Origin of the sequence: Leifsonia sp. 21MFCrub1.1, from assembly GCF_900107895.1 — a bacterium.
GTDB lineage: Bacteria > Actinomycetota > Actinomycetes > Actinomycetales > Microbacteriaceae > Leifsonia > Leifsonia soli.
This window is the reverse complement of sequence record NZ_LT629867.1, coordinates 154923-176239: the sequence shown is the minus strand read 5'-3', so window position 1 is coordinate 176239 and position 21317 is coordinate 154923. Positions and strand designations below refer to the sequence as shown.

Below are 21317 nucleotides of genomic sequence, written 5' to 3'. Positions count from 1 at the left end.
TGTTCCACTTACAACACCCTCGCTTCCGCCTGCCCACCCGAGGAGCCCGCCCATGGCCGCCAGCACCCGCACTCCGGCGAGCGCGATCGCGAGCACGGACACGAGCACGGACGCCGCCCCGGGCCGCGCCCAGCGCTCCGACGCCCGGCAGAACGTCACCGCCCTGATCGCCGCCGCGAAGTCCGTCTTCGCCGAATCCGGGGTCGAGGCGCCCGTGCGCGCCATCGCCGAGCGGGCCGGGGTCGGCGTCGGAACGCTCTACCGCCACTTCCCCCTGCGCTCCGACCTCATCTCCGCCGTCTTCCGCGCCGAGATCGACGCCTGCGCCGCTGCGGCGACCGAGATCGAGGCCGCCTCCCCACCGGGCGAGGCCCTCGATCGCTGGATCATGCGGTACACGCAGTTCGTCGGGACGAAGCGCGGTCTGGCCGCGGCGCTCCACTCCGGCGACCCCGCCTACGAGCCGCTGGCCGACTACTTCTCGACCCACCTCGCCCCGACGCTCGAGCGACTCCTGGCCTCCGCGCGCTCCGCCGGCGACATCGAGCAGGAGGTGGATGCGGTGGAGCTCCTGGGCGCCGTCGCGAACCTCTGCCACGGCGCCGGACCGCACGGCGGGGTCTCGCCGCGCGCGGACAGGATGGTGCGCATCCTGCTGGCCGGGCTGCGGGCGCCCGCCGACGATGTCTGAGCAGCCGACGCGGCAGACGACCGACAGACGGACCCGTCAGGCCGGTTCGGCGAGGAGTTCGGCGTAGCCGGCCGATGTCAGCCACTCACGCATGGTGGCGCGGCTCTGCGAAAGGCAGCGCAGTCGCTCCTCCACGCGGGCGAGTTCCTCGGCGACCTCGGCGGCGACCGTCCGGTTGCACTGGGCGGCTGACACGGTTCCGCGGACGCCCTCCATGTCGAGGAGCATACGGATGAGCCGGGTCGTCATCCCCGAGGCGAGGAGGCCTCGGATCCGCAGGACGGTCTCGACGTCCCTTTCGGCATAATCCCGATATCCATTGGGCGACCGCGTCGACGCGAGCAGCCCCTGCTCCTCGTAGTAGCGCAGGAGACGGGTGGCGACACCCGTGCGCCGGGAGAGCTCACCGATTCTCATGCCATTCCTTCCGATGCTCTTGACCTTCTCATCGATGTCAATGTTTACGGTACGAGCATGACAGCATCTCCGGCAAGCATCGGCTCTCCTCCGTCCGCCCGCGGACGGACGCCCCTTCTGCTCGGTCTCGGGCTCGCCGTGTTCGCGTCCGTCAGCACCGAGCTCCTCCCTCCCGCCCTCATCCTCGGAATGTCTTCGACCCTCGGTGTCGACGCCCCAGCGGTCGGTTCGCTGGTCGCGGTGTGGGCGGTGACGATCGTCGTCGGAACCGTGCCGGCCGTGCGGGTGACCCGGCACGTGCCGCGCAAGCCGCTGCTGGTCGTATCTCTCGTCGTGCTCGCGGTCGCGACGGCCGTCGTCGCCGTCGTCCCTGTCTTCGGGGTCGTTCTCGCGGCTCGCCTGGTCTCAGCTCTCGCGGCCGCCGTGTCGTGGTCGGTCGTCTTCGCATACGTTCCGACCCTGGTCCCCCCGGCGCGATTGGGCCGCGCCATGGCCATCGTGCTCGGAGGCGGAACCCTCGCATCCGTCCTCGGAGTTCCGGTCGGGGCCGCCCTCGCCGCGGCGGGTGCGTGGCAGTGGGCCTTCCTCGGCGCGGCCGGCGTCCTGCTGACCTCCGCTCTCGTGCTCGCCGTCGGACTGCCCGGGCTGGCGGGAGCGCGGAACGGAGGAACCCGGACCCGCGACATCGATCGCACGGCGATCCCCGTGGCCGCGCTCCTGTCGGCAGGAGCCCTCCTGCTCACCGGGTACATGACGCTGTACGCGTACATCGTGCCGGTGCTGGGCGCTGCCCGGATCGGTCCGGACGGCGTCGGCGCCGTGCTGCTGGTGGCCGGCGTCGCCGGCGGCCTCGCGCTCCTCCTCGGCGGAGCACTGAGCGACCGGTATCCGGCGACCGCCCTCCTCGTCCTCGTCGCGGCCATCCCCACTGGGGTCCTGCTCGCCGCCCTCGCGCCGGGATCCGTGCTCCCTCAGCCGCTGGCCGCAGCGGGAACCGCCCTCATCGGGTTCGGGATCGGCGGCCTGCCTCCCGTGCTGCAGGCTCGGGTGGCGAGGACGGCGTCCGCGACCTTCCGCCCCCTGGCCACCAGCCTCTTCGTCGTGATCCTGAACATCGGGATCGCTGCAGGCTCGGCGCTCGGCGGCTCGCTCATGGCGACCGCGGGTCGCGGGGCCGTCGCGCCGGTCGCCCTCCTGCTGACGGGAGCCGCCTTGGCCGCATTCGCCGCCCTGATCGCCCGTGCAGGGCACAGGCATTCCTGCCTCTAGCGGTGCCGCGGGATCGGTGCGAACATATGGGGGTTCGCCCCAGACCCCGGCGATGCTGTCTCCGAATTCTTTCGGCGCATCACCCGGGTCAGGCCCGGGTGATCGCCGGTCGGGTACGCCTCCCCCCGGGTCCCGCCGCGGCAGGCGTACCAACAGGGGATGCGACGCACCCGAGCTGTCGCAGACCAGGGAGCCGCACGGCTCTCGCGAGACGGGGGCCCGGTGACCCGACACCGGGCCCCCGTCGATGCTCGCGGACCTCGATCGCTTCCCACCGCCCGCTTCCGCGTACGGTGGTCCAGTGAGCTCTGAACTGATCCCGTCGACGCCGGATCGGCGAGCGGCGATCGTGTTCAACCCGAGCAAGGTGCAGGTCGCCGCCCTGCGGACCGCCGTCGCCGCGGAGGAAGCCGCGGCCGGATGGGCGGAGTCCGCCTGGTTCGAGACCAGCGCCACCGACGACGGGCGGGGCGCCGTTCAGGATGCTGCGGCGACCGGCCCGGACCTGATCGTCGTCGCGGGCGGCGACGGCACCCTTCGCGCCGCCGCGGAGGCGCTGGAGGGGACGGGCATCCCGATCGGCCTCCTCCCGTCGGGGACCGGCAACCTGTTCGCCCGCGAGCTGGGCCTGCCGCTGAACAACCTGCGGGCGGCGGTGACGGTCGCCTTCACCGGCCGCGACCGGCCGGTCGACCTGGGGCACGCGACCCTCGAGCGGCCGGACGGCGACGTCGTCGAGAGCGCGTTCCTCGTCATGGCCGGGATCGGCCTGGACGCCCAGATGGCCGCGAAGACGAATCAGAAGCTGAAGAAGCGGATCGGCTGGCTCGCCTACTCGGACCCGATCGCCCGCAGCATCCTCGGCAACCGGCAGTTCGACCTCACCTTCCGTCTGGACGACGAGCCGGAGGTGTCCACGCGCGCCCACACGGTCATCGTCGGCAACTCGGGCAGCCTCACGGCCGGCCTCCTGCTCATCCCGGCCGCGACGATCGACGACGGGTTGCTGGACGCCGTCATCCTGCGGCCGGGACGCGGCGGCGGCTGGACCAACATCGGCTACCGGCTCACGTTCAACCGGCTGCTGCACCGGACCGGTTTCGGCCGGTTCGTCGGCCGCCTCACCCCGGAACCGCGTGCGATCCGCTACGCCCAGGCCCGGAAGCTGCAGGTGCGGTTCACCGAGCCGCAGGACATCCAGCTCGACGGCGACCCGAACGGCTCGGTGATCGCGGCGACCCTCACCGTGACGCACCACGCGCTGACGCTGCGGGTGCGGCTCAAGCACTGAGAAGAAGGTCGTCCCTCATCACCTCGGCCCGGAAGGGGCGGCCGCCCGCGAACCGCTCCAGCTCGTCGAGTGCGGCGTCGGTCATCCGTTTCAGCTCCGACCCGAGCGATCCGGCGAGATGCGGCGTGACCAGGACGTTCGGAAGGCGGAGCAGCACCGAATCGTGCGGCAGCGGCTCCGGGTCCGTGACGTCGAGGATCGCGTTGAGCCGGCCGGACGCGCACTCGCGTTCGAGCGCGGCCGTGTCGACGAGACTCCCGCGGGCCGTGTTGATCAGCGTCGCGTGCGTGCGCAGCGCCGCAAGCCGGGGACCATCGATCAGGTGCCGGGTGGCCGGGAGCTCCGGCGCGTGCAGGGAGAGCACATCCACCCGGGGAAGAAGCTCGTCCAGGGCGACGGGGGTCGCGCCGGCCGCTCTGACCTCCGCAGGGTCGGCGAACGGATCGGCGACGAGGCAAGTGACGTCGCCGAGCTGCTGGACGAGATCGACGACGCGTCTCCCGACCCGGCTGAACCCGACCACGCCGATCGTCCGGCCGAGGTTGGAGAGTTCGCCGTATCGCGTGATGTGGAGGCCGTGGTCCGCGTGCGTCGATCGGTCCGCCGCGATGAAGGGCGCCTTCTTGCCCGCGAAGATGATCGCTGCGAACGTGAACTCGGCCACCGGCGCGGCGTTCACTTCGGCCGCCGAGGTGGCTCTGATGCCGCGTTTCCAGAACTCCTCCGTCACCTGAGGACGCACGCTTCCCGCACAGTGCAGCATGGCCCGCAGCCTCGGCATCCGGTCGAGGAGTGCGGCGTCCAGCCGGGGCGCACCCCACCCGGTGAGCAGCACGTCGACGGCGGTCAGGCGCCCGGCGACGGCCGGATCGTCCAGGTCGTCCGCGAAGACGGGGTCCGGCACGCGAGCGAGCCGGCGGAGCCGCGCCACCCGGGCGGCGTCGAACTGGCGCTCGAAGACGTCCCGCGCCATGACGACGAGCGCCTGCGGAGAGTCCATCGTCGTGATCCGTCCTCCCTCTCCCGGCGATGGCGCGGGTGTTGCGCGGTCGCCAGCACCAGTACATACTCATGCCCGTCTCATACGAACAGAACGATCACAGTCGAACACGAACACTCACGATGAGACGCTCGAGGAGGAGTCCGCCAGTGAATCGCCCCCCGACCGCGGCAGAGCCCCATCCGGACGTCCTGGCTCGCGTGAGCGCCCATACGTCACCCCCGGACGGCGTCCACGCCACCCCGTTCGCCGGGCCGTTGTGGCAGCAGTGGGGCGACCGCATGCGCGAGCCGGCACTCCGCGCGCGCTTCGTCCGCGCCGGGACGGAGGAGCTGCGGCGCCGGAGCGGCATCCCGGAGGCTGGCGACCGAAGCGTCTGGGCCGCGGCCGACCCGTCGACGATCACGACACTCCGCGACGCGGCGGAGGACGATCTCCGTCGGCCGTGGCCCGACGCGACCGCGACGCTCTTCGCCCGCTTCGTTCGCGACGGAGATCGCTCCCAGTACGAGCGGGCCGTCGCCGCGCGCCAGCAGCGGCTCACCCGGGCCGTGGTCCTCGCGGCGTCGACCCGGGAGCCGGAGTGGATCGACGAAGCGGCCGACGGCGCCGTCCTGCTCTGCGAGCAGAGCACCTGGTGCCTCCCCGCTCACGACGATGCGCACGCACGACGCGGCTTCGCCGTGCCCGATACCGCGGCGCCGTACCTCGACCTCGCGGCGGGCGAGGTCGTCGCCCAGCTCGCGGTCGCCGATCGCGTGCTCGGAGCGGACTGGGCGCGGTCGTGGCCCGGGCTGCGGGAGCGCATCCGCCGGGAGGCCGAGACCCGGGTCTTCACCCCCTTCGAGACGCGCGACGACCTCTGGTGGCTCGGCTACTGGCGCGAGGTCAACAACTGGAACCCGTGGATCCTCGGCAACGTGCTGCTGGCCGCGGTGCTCCTGCTCGACGATCCCGAGCGCGTGGCGAGGATGTCCGCGCGCGCTCTCGACAGCCTCGACCGCTACGTCGCGACCCTGCCGCCGGACGGCGCGATCGACGAGGGCGTCGCCTACTGGTGGAACGGCGCCGGCCGGATGCTGGAGCTTCTCGCCCTGATCGCGCAGCTCACCGACGGCGACCTCGAGGCCGGCGGGATGCCGCTCATCGGCGAGGTGCTGCGCTTCCCGATGCGGATGCAGCTCGGCGACGACTGGTACGTGAACGTCGCGGACGGCTGGGCCCGGAGCCGCCGCGAGGAGCCCTGGCAGCTGCCCTTCCGCTGGGCACTGCGCACCGGTGACCATCGGGTCGCCGACTGGGCGCGGGGAGGGCGCCGGCCCGGCTCGCCCGTCGCGCCCGTCACGGGCGGACTCCCGCGGCTGGTCCGCGCCGTCGCCGACCGGGAATGGCGCGACGCCGTGGCGGCCGGGGCGCCGCTGCCCCGCTGCGTGTGGCTCCCGTCCGTCCAGGTGCTGGTCCGCCGGGAGCGGGCCGGGGACTCCTCCGGGCTCGCCCTCGCCGCCAAGGGCGGGACGAACGACGAGAACCACAACCACAAGGACCTCGGCTCGTTCATCGTCGCCTCCGGCGGCAGGCCACTGCTGGTCGACATCGGCAAGCCGACGTACACCCGCGAGACGTTCAGTGCGGATCGGTATCGCATCCGTGCGATGCAGAGCGGCTGGCACAACGCGCCGTCGCCCCACGGGCTCGAGCAGGGGGAGGGACCGGGATTCCGGGCGCGGGTCGCGGGAGCGGCCCCGGCGGGCGAGCCGGGAGGCGAGACCGCCGGCTCCGCCCCGCCGATCGACCTGGAGCTCGACCTCTCGACGGCGTACCCGCTCGGAGCGGACGAGTCGTGGCGGCGCCGGTTCCGCTTCGTCTCCTCCCGCCGGATCGAGGTCACGGACACCTGGCGGCTCACCTCTGCGGCGGACGGCTCCGCGACCGCGCTGCATCTGATCGCGGCCGGCGACGTGCGGCTGGTGGACGGCCGGGTCGTCGTGCGGGCCGACGGCCAGGGCATCGCCGTCCGCGTCGAGGGAGAGGGAGCCGCGCCGGCGCTCGAGGTCTGGCCGCTCGACGATCCCGAGCTCCGCGCGGTGTGGGGACCCTCGCTCACACGGATCACGTACGACCTCCCGTGGGCGGCCGGAACCGTCACCACCGTGGTCGAGGAGATCGGATGACCGGCAGGGAACCGCTCTACGCCATCCAGCGGCGGGAACGGATCATGGATGAGCTCCGCGCCCGCGGCGCCGTGAGCGTCAGCGTCCTGGCGGGCCGGCTCGGCGTCAGCGAGCTGACCGTGCGCCGCGACATCAACGCGCTCGCGCAGCAGGGCCTCCTCACCCGGGTGCACGGCGGCGCGACCCTGCGCAGCGCCGTGGATGCGGGACGCCCCGCCGCTCTCGTGCCACTGCCCGCGAAGTACACGCTCGGCATGGTGGTGCCGTCGCTCGACTACTACTGGCCCGCGATCGTGCACGGTGCGCGTGCTCAGGCCGCCCAGCAGCGCGCCTCGCTCCTGCTGCGGGCGTCCACCTACGACCCTCGGGACAACCGTCGCCAGGTCGAGGCCCTGCTGGCGATGCCCGGTCTGCACGGCCTGATCGTCGCCCCGGAGACGTCCGGCGAGGACGCCACGGCGACCCTCCGCTGGCTCGACTCGCTGCCGGTCCCCGTCGTGCTCGCCGAACGGCGGGTGCGCACGGCGGAGGCCCCGCACCTCGACAGCGTCGCCTCCGACCACGCGGCGGGCGCGGCGCTGGCCGTGCAGCATCTGCACGAGGTCGGGCACACCCGAATCGGCCTGTTCCTGGAGAGCGACAGCCCGACCGGACGCTACGTCCGCCTCGGCTGGCGCGCCGCGCTCGGCTCGCTGGGCCTGCCGACGGACGTCGCGACGCTCGACGGCATCCGGTTCGACGCACCGGGCCGGGAGCGGGCGATGGATGACGCCATCGACCTCATCCGGAGCACCGGCACCACGGCGGTGATCGTCCTCCCCGACCCGCAGGCCATCGCGCTGGAGCAGCACGCCATCGACCGCGGCGTGCGCGTTCCCCACGACCTGGCGATCGTCGCATACGACGACGACGTCGCCCGGTTCGGCGACCCGCCCATCACCGCGGTCCGGCCGCCCAAGGAGTACGTGGGGCGCGAGGCGGTCGACCTGCTCATCGCCCGGCTGGAGGGCGGCCCCGGGCGTCCGGCGCACCGGATGAAACTCAGCCCTGAACTGCAGATCCGGGCGTCGTCCCTCCCGGCATCGATCGCGCCTCTTGACCCGGACTCCGAGGAATCATAGATTATCGATTACTCACAATCGATTGGAGCAATGATGCTCGGATTCACTCGTGCCCGCTCACGGAATGCCGGTCTCGCCGGCGCCGGAGCCACCGCGACGGCCCTCATACTCGCCATCGCGACCGCCGCCTCTCCCGCGTCGGCGACTCCCCCGCCCGGCCACCATCACGGACACGGCGCGACCCTGTACGTCTCCGAGGGCGCCGCCCGCGTCGGCAACGGCCGATCGCCGCAGACACCGCTGCCCAGCATCCAGGAGTGCGCCGATCAGGCGCAGCCCGGCGACACCTGCGTCATTCAGTCGGGCACCTACGAGGAGACGGTCACGCCTCCCCGCTCCGGCACGAGCACGCAGCCCATCACGTTCGCGGCCGCGCCGGGCGCCGAGGTCGTGGTCAGCGGCGCCGAGCAGCTCACCGGGTTCACGCCCGTCGGCCAGACGCAACTGGATGCCGTGGTCGCCACCGACCCGTTCGCGGCGAACTCGCTGTTCAGCCAGGCGGTCGGCGCCGGCAAGATCTACAGCGTCGCCGCCGATCTCGGAGACGCCGGAGGCGAAGCCCAGGTCTTCACCGACGGGACGATGGACATCGAGGCCTCCTACCCGTTCCCCGGAACGGACCTGCTCGACCCGACGGTGGAGCGGGCGGATGCTGGCACGGCCGACGCGACCATCGTCGACTCCACGCTGACCCGTCCGGCCGGCTACTGGAACGGGGCCCGCGCGCTCACGTCGTACTGGTACGTCACGGCCACGGGGACGGTCGCGAGCTCGGCCGTCGGGTCCGTCACGCTCACGACGGCTCCGCCCTGCGTCCACAAGGTCGTGCCGACGGACACCTGGTTCCGTCTCTCGGGGAAGATCGGCGAGCTCGGGCATCCCGGATCGTACTTCTACGACGCGCAGGCCAAGCGTCTGTACGTCTACAGCAGCGACGACCCGAACGGCCACCGCATCGAGGCGAAGACGCGTGACCTCGCGTTCGACCTCTCCGCGGTGAGCAACGTCCACGTGAAGGGGATCGGGCTGTTCGGCGCCACCATCCGCACCGGCGACAGCAGCACCGGAGTGGTGCTCGACGACATCGACGGCAAATACCTCAGCCACTATTGGGACGTCACCCAGGGCGCGACCGACTGCGGCGCGAACGTGACGCGCGGCGTCACGACGAGCGGCATCATCATCAAGGGCACCGGCAACACGATCAAGAACAGCCACCTGCAGTACAGCGCGGGCAACGGCATCTCGCTGGGAGGCTACGGGAACACCGCCATCGACAATGTGATCACCGACGTGGATTACGCCGGGACGTACGCGGCCGGAGTCGCCGTCCAGGGCCACAGCCAGACCGTGACCCACAACACGATGGCCCGGACGGGCCGGAGCGGCATCAACCTGCAGTGGAACGGCGTCGCGGGCACGACCGCCGGCCCCGACCGGATCGCCCACAACGACATCTCCGGCCACGCGACGCTCAGCGTGGACACGGCGGCGATCTACTCGTGCTGCTCGTCGCACATGGAGGGGACCCGCATCGACCACAACGTCCTCCACGATCCGGATCCGCGTCCGGGCGGCGTGTACCCGTTCGGGATCTCGGGCATCTACGCGGACAACGGGATGAGCGATCTCCAGATCGACAACAACGTCGGGTGGGGCAATCACGAAGGGACCGTCGAACTGAACGGCCTCGGCACCGGATCGCACGACAACCTCGTCTACAACAACACGGGCGGCATGACCCTCTTCTACGTGAAGGAGGCGGGCCAGTCGACCGGGACGAAGATCGTCAACAACATCGGGCCGATCACCGGCCTCGCCGGTGCGACCGACGGCGGCCTCGTGCTGTCGAACAACCTGATCGACGGTGATCCGCTGTTCGTGGATGCGGCAGCGCACGACTACCGGCTGCAGGCGGGCTCCCCGGCCCGCAACGCGGCGATCGCGCTGCCGGGCGTGAACGACGGATCGACCGATCCCACCCCGAGCCTCGGGGCGTTCCAGTACGGCGCGGCGCCGTGGACGGCGGGCGCGCGCCCCTGATCGGCATCGAGCGGGGGCCGCGCTGAGCGCGGTCCCCGCTCTCCGACGACGGGCGCTCTCGCGCCACGCGATTCCAGCGATTATCGATTATGCTGGACGGACGCGCACGGCAGCGCGTCGATCGAAGGGACGACATGACGCAACGACTGGTCTTCGCAGGCGACTCGATCACGGATGCGGGGCGCGACCGCTCCGACGACCGGTCGCTCGGCGACGGCTACGTGGCGATGATCGCGGCGGAACTCGCGGCACAGGGGGCCGATGCCGTCGTGATCAACCGGGGGATCGCTGGAGATCGTGCCGCCGACCTGGAACGGCGGTGGGAGCGGGACGTCCTGGCCGAGCACCCCGACGTCCTGACCGTCTACGTCGGGGTGAACGACATGTGGCGCCGCTTCGACAGCGACGACCCGACGACGGCCGCCGCCTTCGAGGCGACCTACCGCCGCCTGCTCGAAACGCTGGCGGCCGGTCCGCTGGCGGCCGGTCCGCTGGCGGCCGGTCCGCTGGTGCTCATCGAGCCGTACTTCGTCCCCGTCCATGCCGAGCAGCGCGGATGGCTCGACGACCTGGACGAGAAGCGGGCCGTGGTGGCCCGGTTGGCGCGCGAGACCGGCGCACGGCTGGTCCCGCTGCACGACCGGATGACACGCGCGGCCGACGAGAACGGCACGGCCGCCATCGTCCCGGACGGCGTCCACCCCACGCCCGCCGGCTCCCGGATCATCGCGGACGCCTGGCTCGCCGCCTTCGCGGACGTCTCCCCCGCCGGGACGCAGGCGGGGGCACGGCGATGACCGATCCGTTCACGTCGCTCGCCGGCCTCAAGCGCGGGCTGCTCTCCGACCAGATCTACGAGCTGATGAAGTCGATGATCAAAGACGGGACCCTCCCCCCGGGCGAACAGCTGGTCGAGTCGCAGCTCGCCAAGCGCATGCAGGTGAGTCAGGCCCCGGTGCGCGAAGCCCTGAAGCAACTCGCGCACGAGGGCCTGGTCTCGCACGTGCGGCACCTCGGCAACTTCGTCGCGAGCTACTCCGAGGAGGAGTTCATGCAGGCGAGGGCCGCGCGGGCGGAGCTGGAGGCGATCGCCGGCAGGCTCGCGTGCGGCACCCTGTCCCCGGCCGTCCACGCCCACCTCGCCGCCCTGATCGAGCAGATGCACGCAGCGGCGGACTCCGGCGACCTCGACGCGTTCCGCGAGCTGGACTTCACGTTCCACCGCTCGGTCGTCGAGGCGAGCGGCAACAGCTATCTGCCGCGGATGTGGGACATCATCGAACCGGGGCTCCGGTCGATGCACGTGCTCGGCGACCCCAGCTTCGAGGGCGACTGGCACGAGGTGGCCGACTGGCACCGCAGCCTGCTGGACCTGCTGGACGGGGACGACCCCGCCGCAGCATCCGCCCTGTTCCGCGCGCACGCGGCGGGGACGCTGCTCGAGGATCCCCCGGCGGATCAGACCCGGTAGAGGGCACGGGCGGTTCCGCCCCAGAACGCGGCATCGCCCGCAGCGCCGAGGGCGGGGAGAGCGGCGGCCGTCCGAGCGACGATCTCGTCGTAGGGGGCGATGCGGGCGGACATCGGCCAATCGCTGCCGAAGAGCAGGCGCTGCGCGCCGAAACCGTCCACCGCCACGGACAGAGCACGGCGCAGTCGCCGGTCGGCGCGCCCGGTGACCACCCCGGACGCCTTGGCCGCGAGGTTCGGCCGGCCCGCCGCGGCGGCGAGAGCCGCCGCCCAGCTTTCATCCGGCTCGGCCGCACCGAGTCCGAGATGGCAGACCACGAACGTCGTCGCCGGATGACGCGAGGCCACGACGCCGACGGCCGGGAGCTGCTCGGGACGGACGAGGAACTCCACGACCCCGCCGTCGGCGCCGATCCGCTCGCAGAGCTCGTCGAGCCCGGCGACATCGGCCAGGTCGGCACGCCGCCCGGGGACCGCGACGCGGACGCCCCGGACGACCCCGCTCCGCTCGACACCCGCAGGCGCCGATCCGGGGGCGGCGACGGGGTCGTACTGGACGACGACGCCCGCGACCAGGGGATGCCGCAGAGCGGTGAGCCAGCGCACCTCGTCCGTCGTATCGGCCGCCTGCACCGCGATGGCGGCCGCGATCGGGCCGACCGGGCTGGTGGCGCGCGCCGATCGCTCCGCGAAATCGGCGGCATCCGCCACCTCCGGCAGGCCGAGTTCCGACCGGAACCACGCGAGCGAGAACCGGCCGGTGTCCCACAGGTGGACGTGCGCGTCGACGGCCCCGCCGGAGGCGATCACGCCGCTGCCAGCTCCGCCCACAGCTCCTCAGGAATCGGCGCCGTCTCGGAGCGGGCGAACGCCGCGACCTCGTCCGGTGTCCGTGCGCCGATCACGACGCCCTCGACACCGGGCCGGCGGAGGGGATAGCGCGCCGCGGCGTCGGCGAGCCAGACGCCGCGGGCCCTGCAGATGTCCCGCAGCCGCAGGGCCCGGTCCTGCATCTCCGGCGTCGCCTGCCGGTAGTCGAAGAAGGGCGTGCCCTCGGGGTCGGCGAGGATGCCCGAGTTGAAGACCCCGGCCGCGATCACGCCGACGCCGCGCTCCGCGGCAGCCGGCAGCAGCTCGGCCTCGGCGGATCGGTCGAGCAGGGTGATCCGGCCGGCGATCATCACGACATCGAGCCCCGCCTCGCGCACGAGGCGCGTCAGCGGCCCCGGCCACACCATCCCGGCCCCGATCGCGCGGACGACGCCCTGCTCGCGGAGCGCGACCATGGCCGGGATCGTGACACGGAGGGCCTCGTCGATGTCCATCGGGTCGTGGAGGTGGAGCAGATCGATGCGGTCGGTGCCGAGGCGCAGCAGACTGCCTTCGACACTGCGGAGCACGCCGTCGGCACTGAGATCGCCGACGGTGTCGACACCGGTCGCCCCGGCCGCGACGGACGCCCCGGCGGAGTCGACGATCCGGCGGCCGACCTTGGTCGCTATCGATACGGAGTCCCGGTCGACGCCGCGGAGCGCGCGGCCCAGGCGGAGCTCGCTCGCCCCGGCGCCGTAGTGCGGAGCGGTGTCGAAGAAGCGGATGCCGTGGGCGAGCGCCGCCCGGACCGTCGCCGTCGCGTCCTCGTCCGCGACCTCCGCGTAGAGGTTGCCGATCGGCGCGCAGCCGAGCCCGAACGTTCCCGAGGCTCCCGGCGTCGCCGTCAGAGGGCCAACGGCTGGGCGGAACGCCACTGCTCGTACTCCTGTCGCGTGTCGGGCGTGAGCGGGTAGTAGTCGCTCAGGCGCGCCCCTTCGTCGAGGCGGTGGCGGCTGAAGATCTCCCACTCCTCGTGGTCGCGGGCGGCTTCGATCACGTCGGCGGACATCGCCTGGGGGACGATCACCGGTCCGTCGTCGTCCGCGATGACGACATCGCCGGGCATGCAGAGGGCGCCTCCCACCGCGACCGGGACGTCGTACCCCCACGGGAACAGCTCCGTCTGCGAGGCGTAGTGCGGTGTCGTGCCCGTCGACCAGACCGGCAGGCCGAGCTCGCGGATGCGTCCGGCGTCGCGGATGCGGCCGTCGACCACGATCCCGGCCCCGCCCTTGCGCAGGAAGTACCGGGCGAGGATGTCGCCGATGCACCCCGAGAACCGGCTGCCGTACGCCTGGATGACCAGCACGTCGCCCGGCTTCACCTCTTCCAGGACGGCCCAGAGTGCGGTGTGGCGCTCGACGTACTCCTGCCCCAGACCGGACGCGAGGTCTTCCCGCTGCGGCATGAACTGGAGGGTGATGGCCGACCCGACGACCCGCTGACCCGGGTTCAGGGGAACCGGTCCGTCGACATACGAACGCGTGATGCCCATCCCGTGCAGCTTGGCGCACGCGGTCGCCGATGTGATGGTGTCGAAGCCGGCGATGGTCTCGGCGTCGGGGCGCCGATACGCGCCGCCCCGGACGGGGAGCGTGAAGTCGGGGTGCGGGAGCGTGCCCGGGAGGTCGGTCATAGTCGTTCCTTCGTGTGTTCGATCCGATCGAGGTCCGCAGCACCGCGATGGCGGGCGGGAGAGGGCGATGGCACGGTGATCAGCTCCAGCTGGAGTCGGTGCGCCGGCGGCAGGACCACCTCGACACCGTCGGCGTCGGTGTCGGTGTCGATGTGCCGCTCGACCACGGTGCCCCGTGTCGCCGCGTATGCCGTGCTCGGACCCGGGTAGTCGGCGCCCTGTTCGGTGCGGAAGCGCACGCCCGCGAGCCGGGCGGTTCCGAACCGGGAGGGCCGGACGATCACCCGGCGGGTGTGCAGCGGCGAGACGTTCACCAGTTCCAGTCCGATCCGATCCCGGTCGAGGCCGGTCACGAGCGCCGCCACATCGGCGGGCAGCCCGGGGCGCGCGGCGTCCGCATCCTCGTAGTCCACGGCGACGAACGGCAGGCCGCCGTTGTAGAGCACCTGCGGCGCCCCGGAGACCAGCTGGGTCAGCACCTCGGTGACCACCGGGTTCACCCGCTGCCAGAAGTGGAGGTGCACGGTCGCCGGATCGCTGTCGTCCGCCCGGATCAGTGCGATCCGGCGAGCGACCTGCCCGAGCGCCATGGAGAGCGCCTGCTCGGGATAGTCCGGGAGGCGGCCGTCGAGGTAGTCCAGCCAGGGCGCTTCGTGCCCGGCCTCGGCCTTGTCGCGGAAGGCCTTCACGGGCCGGCCGCCGGAGGGCAGCCCCGCCCGCACCCGGTCGAGCCTGGCGCGATCGGCGTCGCTCCGCGACCACCACCACAGCCACGTGGGCAGCTCCAACGGCATCGGCGCGTAGTCGAACCAGCCGTCCCGGCCGAATCGGTGCGGCACCAGCAGCGCGGGCTCGTCCGCGTCGGCGCCCAGGCGTGCGAGCCAGCCGCCCTTCAGGCTGTACGGGGTCTCGGCGACCGATGCCACCACCGCGTGGTCGAGCACCGTGTCCAGCACCCGCCGTGCGGTGTCGAGCCGGCGGTCGTCGCCGGTGACCAGCGCGGCGTTGAGCCCGGAGACGACCGTGGCCATCCCGACCGAGGGGAGGCCGTGCGGCCAGGTCCAGCCGTAGTGGCCGCCGAACCACCGCCCTCCGTGCAGGCCGCCGACGGTGCCGTCCGGCGCGACGTTGTCGGGAACGAGCCCGTCGTTCGCGCGGGCGCGCTCCTCCCATCCTCCGACGTAGCGGACGATCCAGCCGGCCGCCTCGGGGTCGCCGTCGTAGAGCCAGCGGTTCGCGACGAGGCTGGTGGCCGCGAGGTCGACCACGACGTCGCCCTGCGCCGCGCGCTGCATCGCCTCGCCCATCGCGAGCGCCTTCGCCGGATCGGCGAGGTCGTCCCAGCTCTCGATGCCCGGGACGTCCTCGAGCGGCAACCCGTAACGCCGCATCTCGGCGAACGACGCGGAGTACGGCTGGACGATATCGTTCAGCCCCGGGCGCGCGCCGAGCGAACCGTTGTGGGGCGCACGGATGATGTTGCGCTCCCGGTCGTAGTTGCCGGCGGCCGGGTCGGTGTAGAGCTCGGCGAACCGCCGGGCGCGCCGCGCGAAGGCGACGTCGCCGGGGTCGGCGGCGCACAGCCCGTAGAAGAACAGGAGGGACTCCCCCTGGTGGAACCAGTCGTACCCGTTCTCGTACTCGTCGGTCAGCATCCCGGCGGACTCGAGCTGCGCAGTGACGCCCTCCCAGTGGCGTTTCGCCGCGGCGAGCACCTCGTCGCTTCCGCCCAGCAGGTAGAAGGCCGGCCAGTTGAAGAACGGCTCGTAGAGGTCGTCGACGCCGTCGCGGTCGGTGAAGACGGCGGGGAACCGGATGCCTCCGTCCTCCCGCGTGTAGCGTCGCGAGAACAGGCGCCAGCCGTCCTCGATGTCGGCGAAGAGCCGGCGTTCCAGCACCGCCCAGGCCGGGACGGCGTCGAGCGGCACTCCTCGGATGATCTCCACGGTCAGCCTTTCGTCGCTCCGGCGACCAGGCCGCCGATGATGTGCCGTTGCATGATGATGAAGAAGACGACGATCGGCGCGATCGCCAGCAGCAGCGTCGGGAACACCACGGTGTAGTCCGTGGAGAACTCGCCGACGGCCGCGTAGACGCCTGTCGTGACCGTGTAGATCCCGGAGCCGGGCCCCAGGATGATCTGCGGACTGACGAAGTCGTTCCACACCCCGATCGAGTTGAGGACGACGACCGTCGCCACCACGGGCCGCATGATCGGGAAGACGCACGACCAGAAGATCCGGATGCGACCCGCCCCGTCGAGGGCCGCCGCCTCGTCGATGTCCCGCGGGACCGTGCGCAGGTACGCGCTGAACAGGAAGATCGTGACGGGGAGCGTCGCCGCCGTCTCGAACAGGATGAAGCCGGGGATGGTGTTGATGAGACCGAGCACCCGCAGCACGAACACGACCGGGATCAGCGTGACCTGGCCGGGGATGAACAGTCCGGAGACGAAGAGCAGCAGCAGCGCCATGTGCCACTTCCTGCGTCCCCGGGCGATCACGTACGCGACCGGGGCCGAGAGCAGGATGCAGAACAGGTTCACGAGGGCCACGAACAGCAGGGTGATGCCGTACGCCGAGATGACGTTGAACTTGCTGCTGGTGATCGCGTTCCAGAGGAACTCGAACGTGAAGGTGCCCGGCGAGATCTCCAGCGGGTGCCGCACGATCTCCTCCTGCGGCTTGAAGGCGCTGATCACCAGCACGTACAGCGGCACCAGCATGACGAGGGCCGTCGCGCCGAGCGCGATCCAGCGCACGACGGCGGCGAGCGGCGAGCGGCGCTCGCTCGCCGCGGTGCGCGAGCGCCGGCGGGGGGTCCGTGCGCCGGGGCGTGACGGCTCCGGACCGGCGAGGAGCGCCTCGGCGCCGAGGTTCGGCGTGTCCTGAAGGGGTGTCGTCATCAGTCGGTCACCTTCCGTTCTGCGCCGCGGCGGGCGAGGGTCACCGCGAGCCCGATCGCCGCGGTGATGACCAGCAGCACCACCGACTGAGCGGCGCCGAGCCCGAGCCGCGACTGGGCGAACGAGTCCTTGAGGATCTGGTAGACGATCGTCTGCGTGGATGCGGCGGGTCCGCCGTCCGTCAGAGCGAGCACGACGTCGTAGACCTTCAGCAGCCCGACCAGCGTGAGCACCAGGTTCACGGTGACCACCGGCGCGATCATGGGGACGGTGACGCTGCGGAACTGCTGCCAGCGGCTCGCTCCGTCGACGGTCGCCGCCTCGTAGTACTCCGTCGGGACCGACTTGATGCCGGCGATGTAGAGGATCATGTTGAACCCGAAGTGCGCCCACACGATGGTCAGGATGACGGTCGCCTTCGCGAACGACGGGTCGGTCAGGAACGGCACGGGAGGCACGCCGACCGCCCCGAGCAGGCCGTTGACCGCCCCATGCGGCGAGAGCAGCGCCGACCACAGGAATCCGATGATCAGCGCGCTGATGATGTACGGGTAGAAGAAGATCGTGCGAAGGACCGTGTTCGCCCGGCCCGGCCCCGAGATCAGCGCGGCGAGCGCCAGCCCGACGGCGTTGCACAGGATCGTCCCCGTCACCGCGATGACCGCGGTGAAGACGGCCGCGTCGATCGTGCGCGGATTGCGGAAGGCGAAGCGGTAGTTCTCGAACCCGATGAAGTCGAACCGGAGGCTGTACCCGTTCCAGTCGGTCAGGCTCAGCACGAACGCGAGGATCATCGGCACGATGAACATCGCGATGAACACGATGACCGCGGGAGCCGCCATCACCACGCCGGCGAGCCGGTCGCCCCAGCGGGCGCTGGGGCGACGGCTCCCGGCGTCGCGCGCACCCGCCCGCAGGGGGGTGGACGCCACGTTGTCGGTCAGCATCGGTCGGAGCTCAGTGGGCGTTCGCGGTGAACCAGTCGTCCATCGCCTTGTTCACATCGGCGGCGGACGTCCCGCCCAGGAGCGCCTGGGTCTGTGCGTTGATCTCCGTCGAGTAGCCGGTCGGCAGCGTCCTCTCGCCGTAGCCCTGGCCGGTCGGCGTGTAGGCGGAGTCCGGGGTGTCGGTGACGATCTTCAGCAGCTCGGCGCCGAGATCGCCCATCTCGTAGTCGTATCCCGCCCGGTAGTTGCCGTCGACCTTCAGCTGGTCGAGGATGGCCGTCTTGTCGGTCACCAGGTACTTGACGAGTTCGGCCGCGGCGTCCTGGTGCTTCGACTCCTTCATGATCACGTACGGGCTCGCGATGTTGGCCCCCATGGCCGGCTGTTTCGTGCCGGAGAACGCGGGCGCCCGGAACACCCCGATGTTCGCCGGGGACTTCGCGGCGGCCTCGCTCGCGACGAACCAGCTGCCCATGGGATAGAGGGCCGCTTTGCCGGAGAGGAAGTTCTGCTCGGCGTCGGCGTACTTGATCCCGAGGGCGTCGTCGTTCACGTAGCCCTTCGCGATCCAGTCGGCGTACTCGCGGACGGAGTCGCCGTAGGTCTTGCTGAACGTCAGCGTGCCGTCGCTCATCTTCTGGTACCAGTCGTGGTTGTCGGCGATGACGGTCGGCAGCGCGACGGTCTGGAGTGCGTAGCTCGACATCCAGTCCCCACCGGTCTGGATGCCCGTCCAGCCGGCCTTCTTGAGCTTCGCGAGGTCGTCGGACAGCTGCTCGACCGTCGTGGGCGTCTCGGTGATGCCCGCGGCGGCGAAGGCGTCCTTGTTGTAGAACCACAGGCTCTGCACCTGCAGCCCGATGCCGGCCATGTAGTACTTGCCGTCGATCGTGTACTGCTCGGCAAGCGGAGCCTTGGTCGCCCAGTCGTACTTCGACAGGTCGACGAGTTCGGGGGCGAGCTCGGTGGAGGGCGGCAGCGACTCGACGACGTCGGGCGCCTCGCCCGCTGCCAGGAGACGCGGCACCGCCGCGGCGACACCCTCCGCCCCAGGGTTCTGGATCTTCACGTCGATGTCGGGGTGGGCCTTCTCGAACGGCTTGACGAGCGCGTTCCACCAGTCCTCGGTGAGATTCGGGGTCACGTTGACGAGCAGGCTGACGGTCTGCTTTCCGCCGCTCTGCGCCGCCCCTCCGGTCGCGCAGCCGCTCAGCCCCAGGCCGATGGCAGCGAGCGCGCCGACCGCGATCAGTGTTCGCCTCTTGATCATCGTTGATCCTCTCCTGCGCACGACCTCCGTGGCGCGGTCGCTACGATAATCGATAATCGCTTATGGCGCAACGACGCGTCGTGCATCGCCAAAGGAACCCCTGGTCAGGGGAGAGGAATCAGGGCAGGTGCCGCGGCCGGTCCGGCCGGAATCAGCGCACGCCGACGTAGAACCGCGACTCATCGCTACGGTGCAGCGCGTGGTAGTACTCGAACGGCACGCCGTCCTCGTCCCACGCGACCGAGACGATGTCGAGGGCCGGGGCACCGGCGGGCAGCTCGAGCAGCGACGCCTCCTCCGGTGAGGGGATGATCGCCTTCAGCCAGCGGTCGGCTCCGGCCGGCGCGACCCCGTAGGTGCGGCGCAGGTGGTCGTAGAGCGACCGGTTCTCGAGGTGGGCTTTGAGCAACCCGGCGAACCGGTCGCGCGGCAGGGTCGTCTGCACCAGCAGCCACGGCGTGCCGTCGACCGTTCGCAGCCGGCGCATCCGGATGACGGCCGTACCCTCCGGGACGCGCAGGGCGGCGGCCTCCTGCTCGTCCGCCTCACCATCGTCGAGCGAGAGGATGCGGGTCGCGACCGTTCGCCCCGTTCCCGCGAGGTCCTCCGAGGAGCCCGCGTTCGATCCGATGAACGAGAGGTCGCGTCGCGGCGGCGCGACGAACGAGCCCTTGGCGCGGATCTTGTAGATCTGGCCGCGGCGGACCAGTTCGGCCAGCGCCTCACGGACCACCGTGCGCGAGACGCCGTACCGGTCGATGAGGTCGGCTTCGGAGGGGAGGGCCTGGTCGGGTGCGAGCACGCCGCTCTCGATCGCGTCGCGCAGCACGGCGACGAGCTGCTGCCAGAGCGGTTCTTTCGCGTCCCGGTCGAGCCGCGCGTCGCTCAGTGCAGTGGCGGGCATCCCATCCCCCTTCGATCCGCCGGCTCCCTCGTCGGCTCGGGCCTCGCTTGACACTCCGTCAGGCTACTGTCTAAGGTCTTGTCACTACAAGCTTGTCATGATGAGTTAGACGTGACAAGTTGACCGAAAGCAAGCACCTGGCAGTCCCCGAACACGATCCGTTTCGCAGAGAAGCGAAACCCCTGGAGGCAGAACAATGTCGTTTGAATCCTGGCGCCGCATCGGCGTCGTCGCCGCCGTCGCGGCGGCCCTCACCCTGACCGGCTGCTCGGCCGGCGCGGCCGGAGACGGCGGAGACGGAGCGGGCAAGACGTCCGGCATCTCCGTCGCGCTGAGCAACGGCTTCGTCAACGGCTGGCGGCTCACCCTGATCGACAAGTTCGAGAAGGAGGCCGACAAGCTCAAGAAGGACGGGGTCGTCTCCAAGTACACGACCGTCAACGCGCCCGGCGAGAACAGCGCGACCGAGCAGGCGTCCCAGATCCGCAGCCTGGTGCTGCAGAAGCCCGACATGCTCATCGTCATCCCCGCGTCCTCCACCGCCCTCGTTCCGGCCGTGGAGGAGGCCTGCACGGCCGGCATCACGGTGCTCGTGCTCGACGCCGACATGAAGGCGCCGTGCGCGCACATCGTCCGCAACGACTACGCCAAGTGGGGCGAGGTCTCCCTCGTCCCCGCTCTGAAGGCGATCGACGGCAAGGGCGACATCATCATCAACCGCGGCGTGATCGGCTCGCAGCCCGAGGAGGAGTTCAACAAGCGTCAGCACGAGATCCTCAAGGAGTACCCGGACGTCAAGGTCGCCGCAGAAGTCAACGGCTACTGCGACGGATCGACCGCCCAGAAGGAGATCGTGTCGGTGCTCGGCTCGCTGCCGCCGATCGCGGCCGTGCCCGGCTGCATCGGCGGGATGGGCGTGGTCCAGGCGTTCGAGTCGGCCGGCCGGCCCGACCCGGTCGTCGTCTTCGACACCGACGGGAAGTCGCTGAAGTTCTGGAAGGACAGCGGCATCACGAACGGCTCGTTCGCCGCGCTGACCGACCCGGGGCAGGGTGTCGCCGCCCTCTACGTCGGCCTCGAGCTCCTCGCCGGCAAGAAGGTCCCGTCGACCGTCGTGCTCCCGCTGCTCGAGATCGGACAGGACGACCTCGACTACTGGGCGGGCAAGCTCTCCGCCGACGAGTACGCCGCGTACCCGTGGGACAAGAAGAGCGTCGACGCCGCCATCGCGGCCGTCGCGGACGGCAAGGACGCCGAGGCGCCCGCGCTCAAGTAGAGCGAAGCGACCGGCGAGTTCGAAGGAGCATCG

19 protein-coding genes are annotated in these 21317 nt (G+C 71.2%); 9 read left to right on the top strand and 10 right to left on the bottom strand.

All coding sequences use genetic code 11. The features are described 5' to 3' along the window. Positions 1-52 precede the first annotated feature (52 nt). Complete coding sequence (locus BLW09_RS00775; protein WP_089907245.1) at positions 53-691, top strand: TetR/AcrR family transcriptional regulator; 639 nt, start codon at positions 53-55, stop codon at positions 689-691. 36 nt (positions 692-727) lie between these two features. Here BLW09_RS00775 and BLW09_RS00770 read toward each other — a convergent pair whose 3' ends face one another. Then, positions 728-1108: a MerR family transcriptional regulator gene (locus BLW09_RS00770; RefSeq protein WP_089907243.1), complete on the bottom strand. Its 381-nt coding sequence runs from the start codon at positions 1106-1108 to the stop codon at positions 728-730. A 57-nt stretch (positions 1109-1165) separates the two neighbouring features. Between BLW09_RS00770 and BLW09_RS00765 the strand changes: the two genes are divergently transcribed. Both BLW09_RS00765 and BLW09_RS00760 read left to right on the top strand, forming a co-directional pair. Further along, positions 1166-2377: an MFS transporter gene (locus tag BLW09_RS00765; protein WP_089907241.1), complete on the top strand. Its 1212-nt coding sequence runs from the start codon at positions 1166-1168 to the stop codon at positions 2375-2377. Between the two features lie 301 nt (positions 2378-2678). Continuing rightward, a complete protein-coding gene (locus BLW09_RS00760; protein ID WP_231946966.1) occupies positions 2679-3668 on the top strand; it encodes a diacylglycerol/lipid kinase family protein in 990 nt (329 codons plus the stop codon). Here the strand turns inward: BLW09_RS00760 and BLW09_RS00755 are convergent. Further along, positions 3658-4668 carry a hydroxyacid dehydrogenase gene (locus BLW09_RS00755; protein WP_089907235.1) on the bottom strand — a complete coding sequence of 337 codons (1011 nt, stop codon included), beginning with the start codon at positions 4666-4668 and terminating at the stop codon, positions 3658-3660. The two genes, BLW09_RS00760 and BLW09_RS00755, sit on opposite strands and share 11 nt — an antisense overlap. A gap of 149 nt (positions 4669-4817) precedes the next feature. Between BLW09_RS00755 and BLW09_RS00750 the strand changes: the two genes are divergently transcribed. The 5 genes from BLW09_RS00750 to BLW09_RS00730 all read left to right on the top strand — a co-directional run bounded on the left by BLW09_RS00750 (position 4818) and on the right by BLW09_RS00730 (position 11474). Then, positions 4818-6839, top strand: coding sequence for a heparinase II/III domain-containing protein (locus BLW09_RS00750; protein WP_157696868.1), 2022 nt, complete (start codon positions 4818-4820; stop codon positions 6837-6839). Beyond that, positions 6836-7960, top strand: coding sequence for a substrate-binding domain-containing protein (locus tag BLW09_RS00745; protein ID WP_089907231.1), 1125 nt, complete (start codon positions 6836-6838; stop codon positions 7958-7960). The genes BLW09_RS00750 and BLW09_RS00745 overlap by 4 nt, the downstream gene beginning before the upstream one ends. 30 nt (positions 7961-7990) lie before the next feature. Beyond that, positions 7991-10003: a right-handed parallel beta-helix repeat-containing protein gene (locus BLW09_RS00740; protein WP_231946965.1), complete on the top strand. Its 2013-nt coding sequence runs from the start codon at positions 7991-7993 to the stop codon at positions 10001-10003. A gap of 134 nt (positions 10004-10137) precedes the next feature. Next, on the top strand, positions 10138-10800 hold the full coding sequence (locus tag BLW09_RS00735) for an SGNH/GDSL hydrolase family protein (RefSeq protein ID WP_089916484.1): 663 nt from the start codon (positions 10138-10140) through the stop codon (positions 10798-10800). After that, positions 10797-11474, top strand: a complete 678-nt coding sequence (locus BLW09_RS00730) for a GntR family transcriptional regulator (RefSeq protein ID WP_089907229.1) — start codon at positions 10797-10799, stop codon at positions 11472-11474. Before BLW09_RS00735 ends, BLW09_RS00730 begins: the two co-directional genes overlap by 4 nt. Here BLW09_RS00730 and BLW09_RS00725 read toward each other — a convergent pair. The 8 genes from BLW09_RS00725 to BLW09_RS00690 all read right to left on the bottom strand — a co-directional run bounded on the left by BLW09_RS00725 (position 11462) and on the right by BLW09_RS00690 (position 20008). After that, positions 11462-12304, bottom strand: coding sequence for an amidohydrolase family protein (locus BLW09_RS00725; RefSeq protein ID WP_089907227.1), 843 nt, complete (start codon positions 12302-12304; stop codon positions 11462-11464). The genes BLW09_RS00730 and BLW09_RS00725 overlap by 13 nt on opposite strands. Further along, the gene (locus tag BLW09_RS00720) at positions 12280-13221 is read right to left on the bottom strand and encodes an aldo/keto reductase (RefSeq protein ID WP_089907225.1); all 942 of its coding nucleotides are present in this window, start codon (positions 13219-13221) and stop codon (positions 12280-12282) included. The genes BLW09_RS00725 and BLW09_RS00720 overlap by 25 nt, the downstream gene beginning before the upstream one ends. Further along, a complete protein-coding gene (locus BLW09_RS00715) occupies positions 13191-13982 on the bottom strand; it encodes a ribonuclease activity regulator RraA (protein WP_089907223.1) in 792 nt (263 codons plus the stop codon). Before BLW09_RS00715 ends, BLW09_RS00720 begins: the two co-directional genes overlap by 31 nt. Continuing rightward, the gene (locus BLW09_RS00710; protein ID WP_089907220.1) at positions 13979-15928 is read right to left on the bottom strand and encodes a hypothetical protein; all 1950 of its coding nucleotides are present in this window, start codon (positions 15926-15928) and stop codon (positions 13979-13981) included. The genes BLW09_RS00715 and BLW09_RS00710 overlap by 4 nt, the downstream gene beginning before the upstream one ends. 2 nt (positions 15929-15930) lie before the next feature. Further along, positions 15931-16887 carry a carbohydrate ABC transporter permease gene (locus BLW09_RS00705; RefSeq protein ID WP_089907219.1) on the bottom strand — a complete coding sequence of 319 codons (957 nt, stop codon included), beginning with the start codon at positions 16885-16887 and terminating at the stop codon, positions 15931-15933. Next, positions 16887-17819 (bottom strand): carbohydrate ABC transporter permease, encoded by a 933-nt coding sequence (locus BLW09_RS00700; protein ID WP_231946964.1) that lies wholly within the window; start codon positions 17817-17819, stop codon positions 16887-16889. The genes BLW09_RS00705 and BLW09_RS00700 overlap by 1 nt, the downstream gene beginning before the upstream one ends. Positions 17820-17844: 25 nt before the next feature. Beyond that, on the bottom strand, positions 17845-19104 hold the full coding sequence (locus tag BLW09_RS00695) for an ABC transporter substrate-binding protein (protein WP_089907215.1): 1260 nt from the start codon (positions 19102-19104) through the stop codon (positions 17845-17847). A gap of 151 nt (positions 19105-19255) precedes the next feature. Then, a complete protein-coding gene (locus tag BLW09_RS00690; protein WP_197682045.1) occupies positions 19256-20008 on the bottom strand; it encodes a GntR family transcriptional regulator in 753 nt (250 codons plus the stop codon). 196 nt (positions 20009-20204) lie between these two features. Here BLW09_RS00690 and BLW09_RS00685 point away from each other — a divergent pair, with 196 nt between their 5' ends. Beyond that, a complete protein-coding gene (locus BLW09_RS00685) occupies positions 20205-21284 on the top strand; it encodes a substrate-binding domain-containing protein (protein WP_089907213.1) in 1080 nt (359 codons plus the stop codon). Positions 21285-21317: the final 33 nt, after the last annotated feature.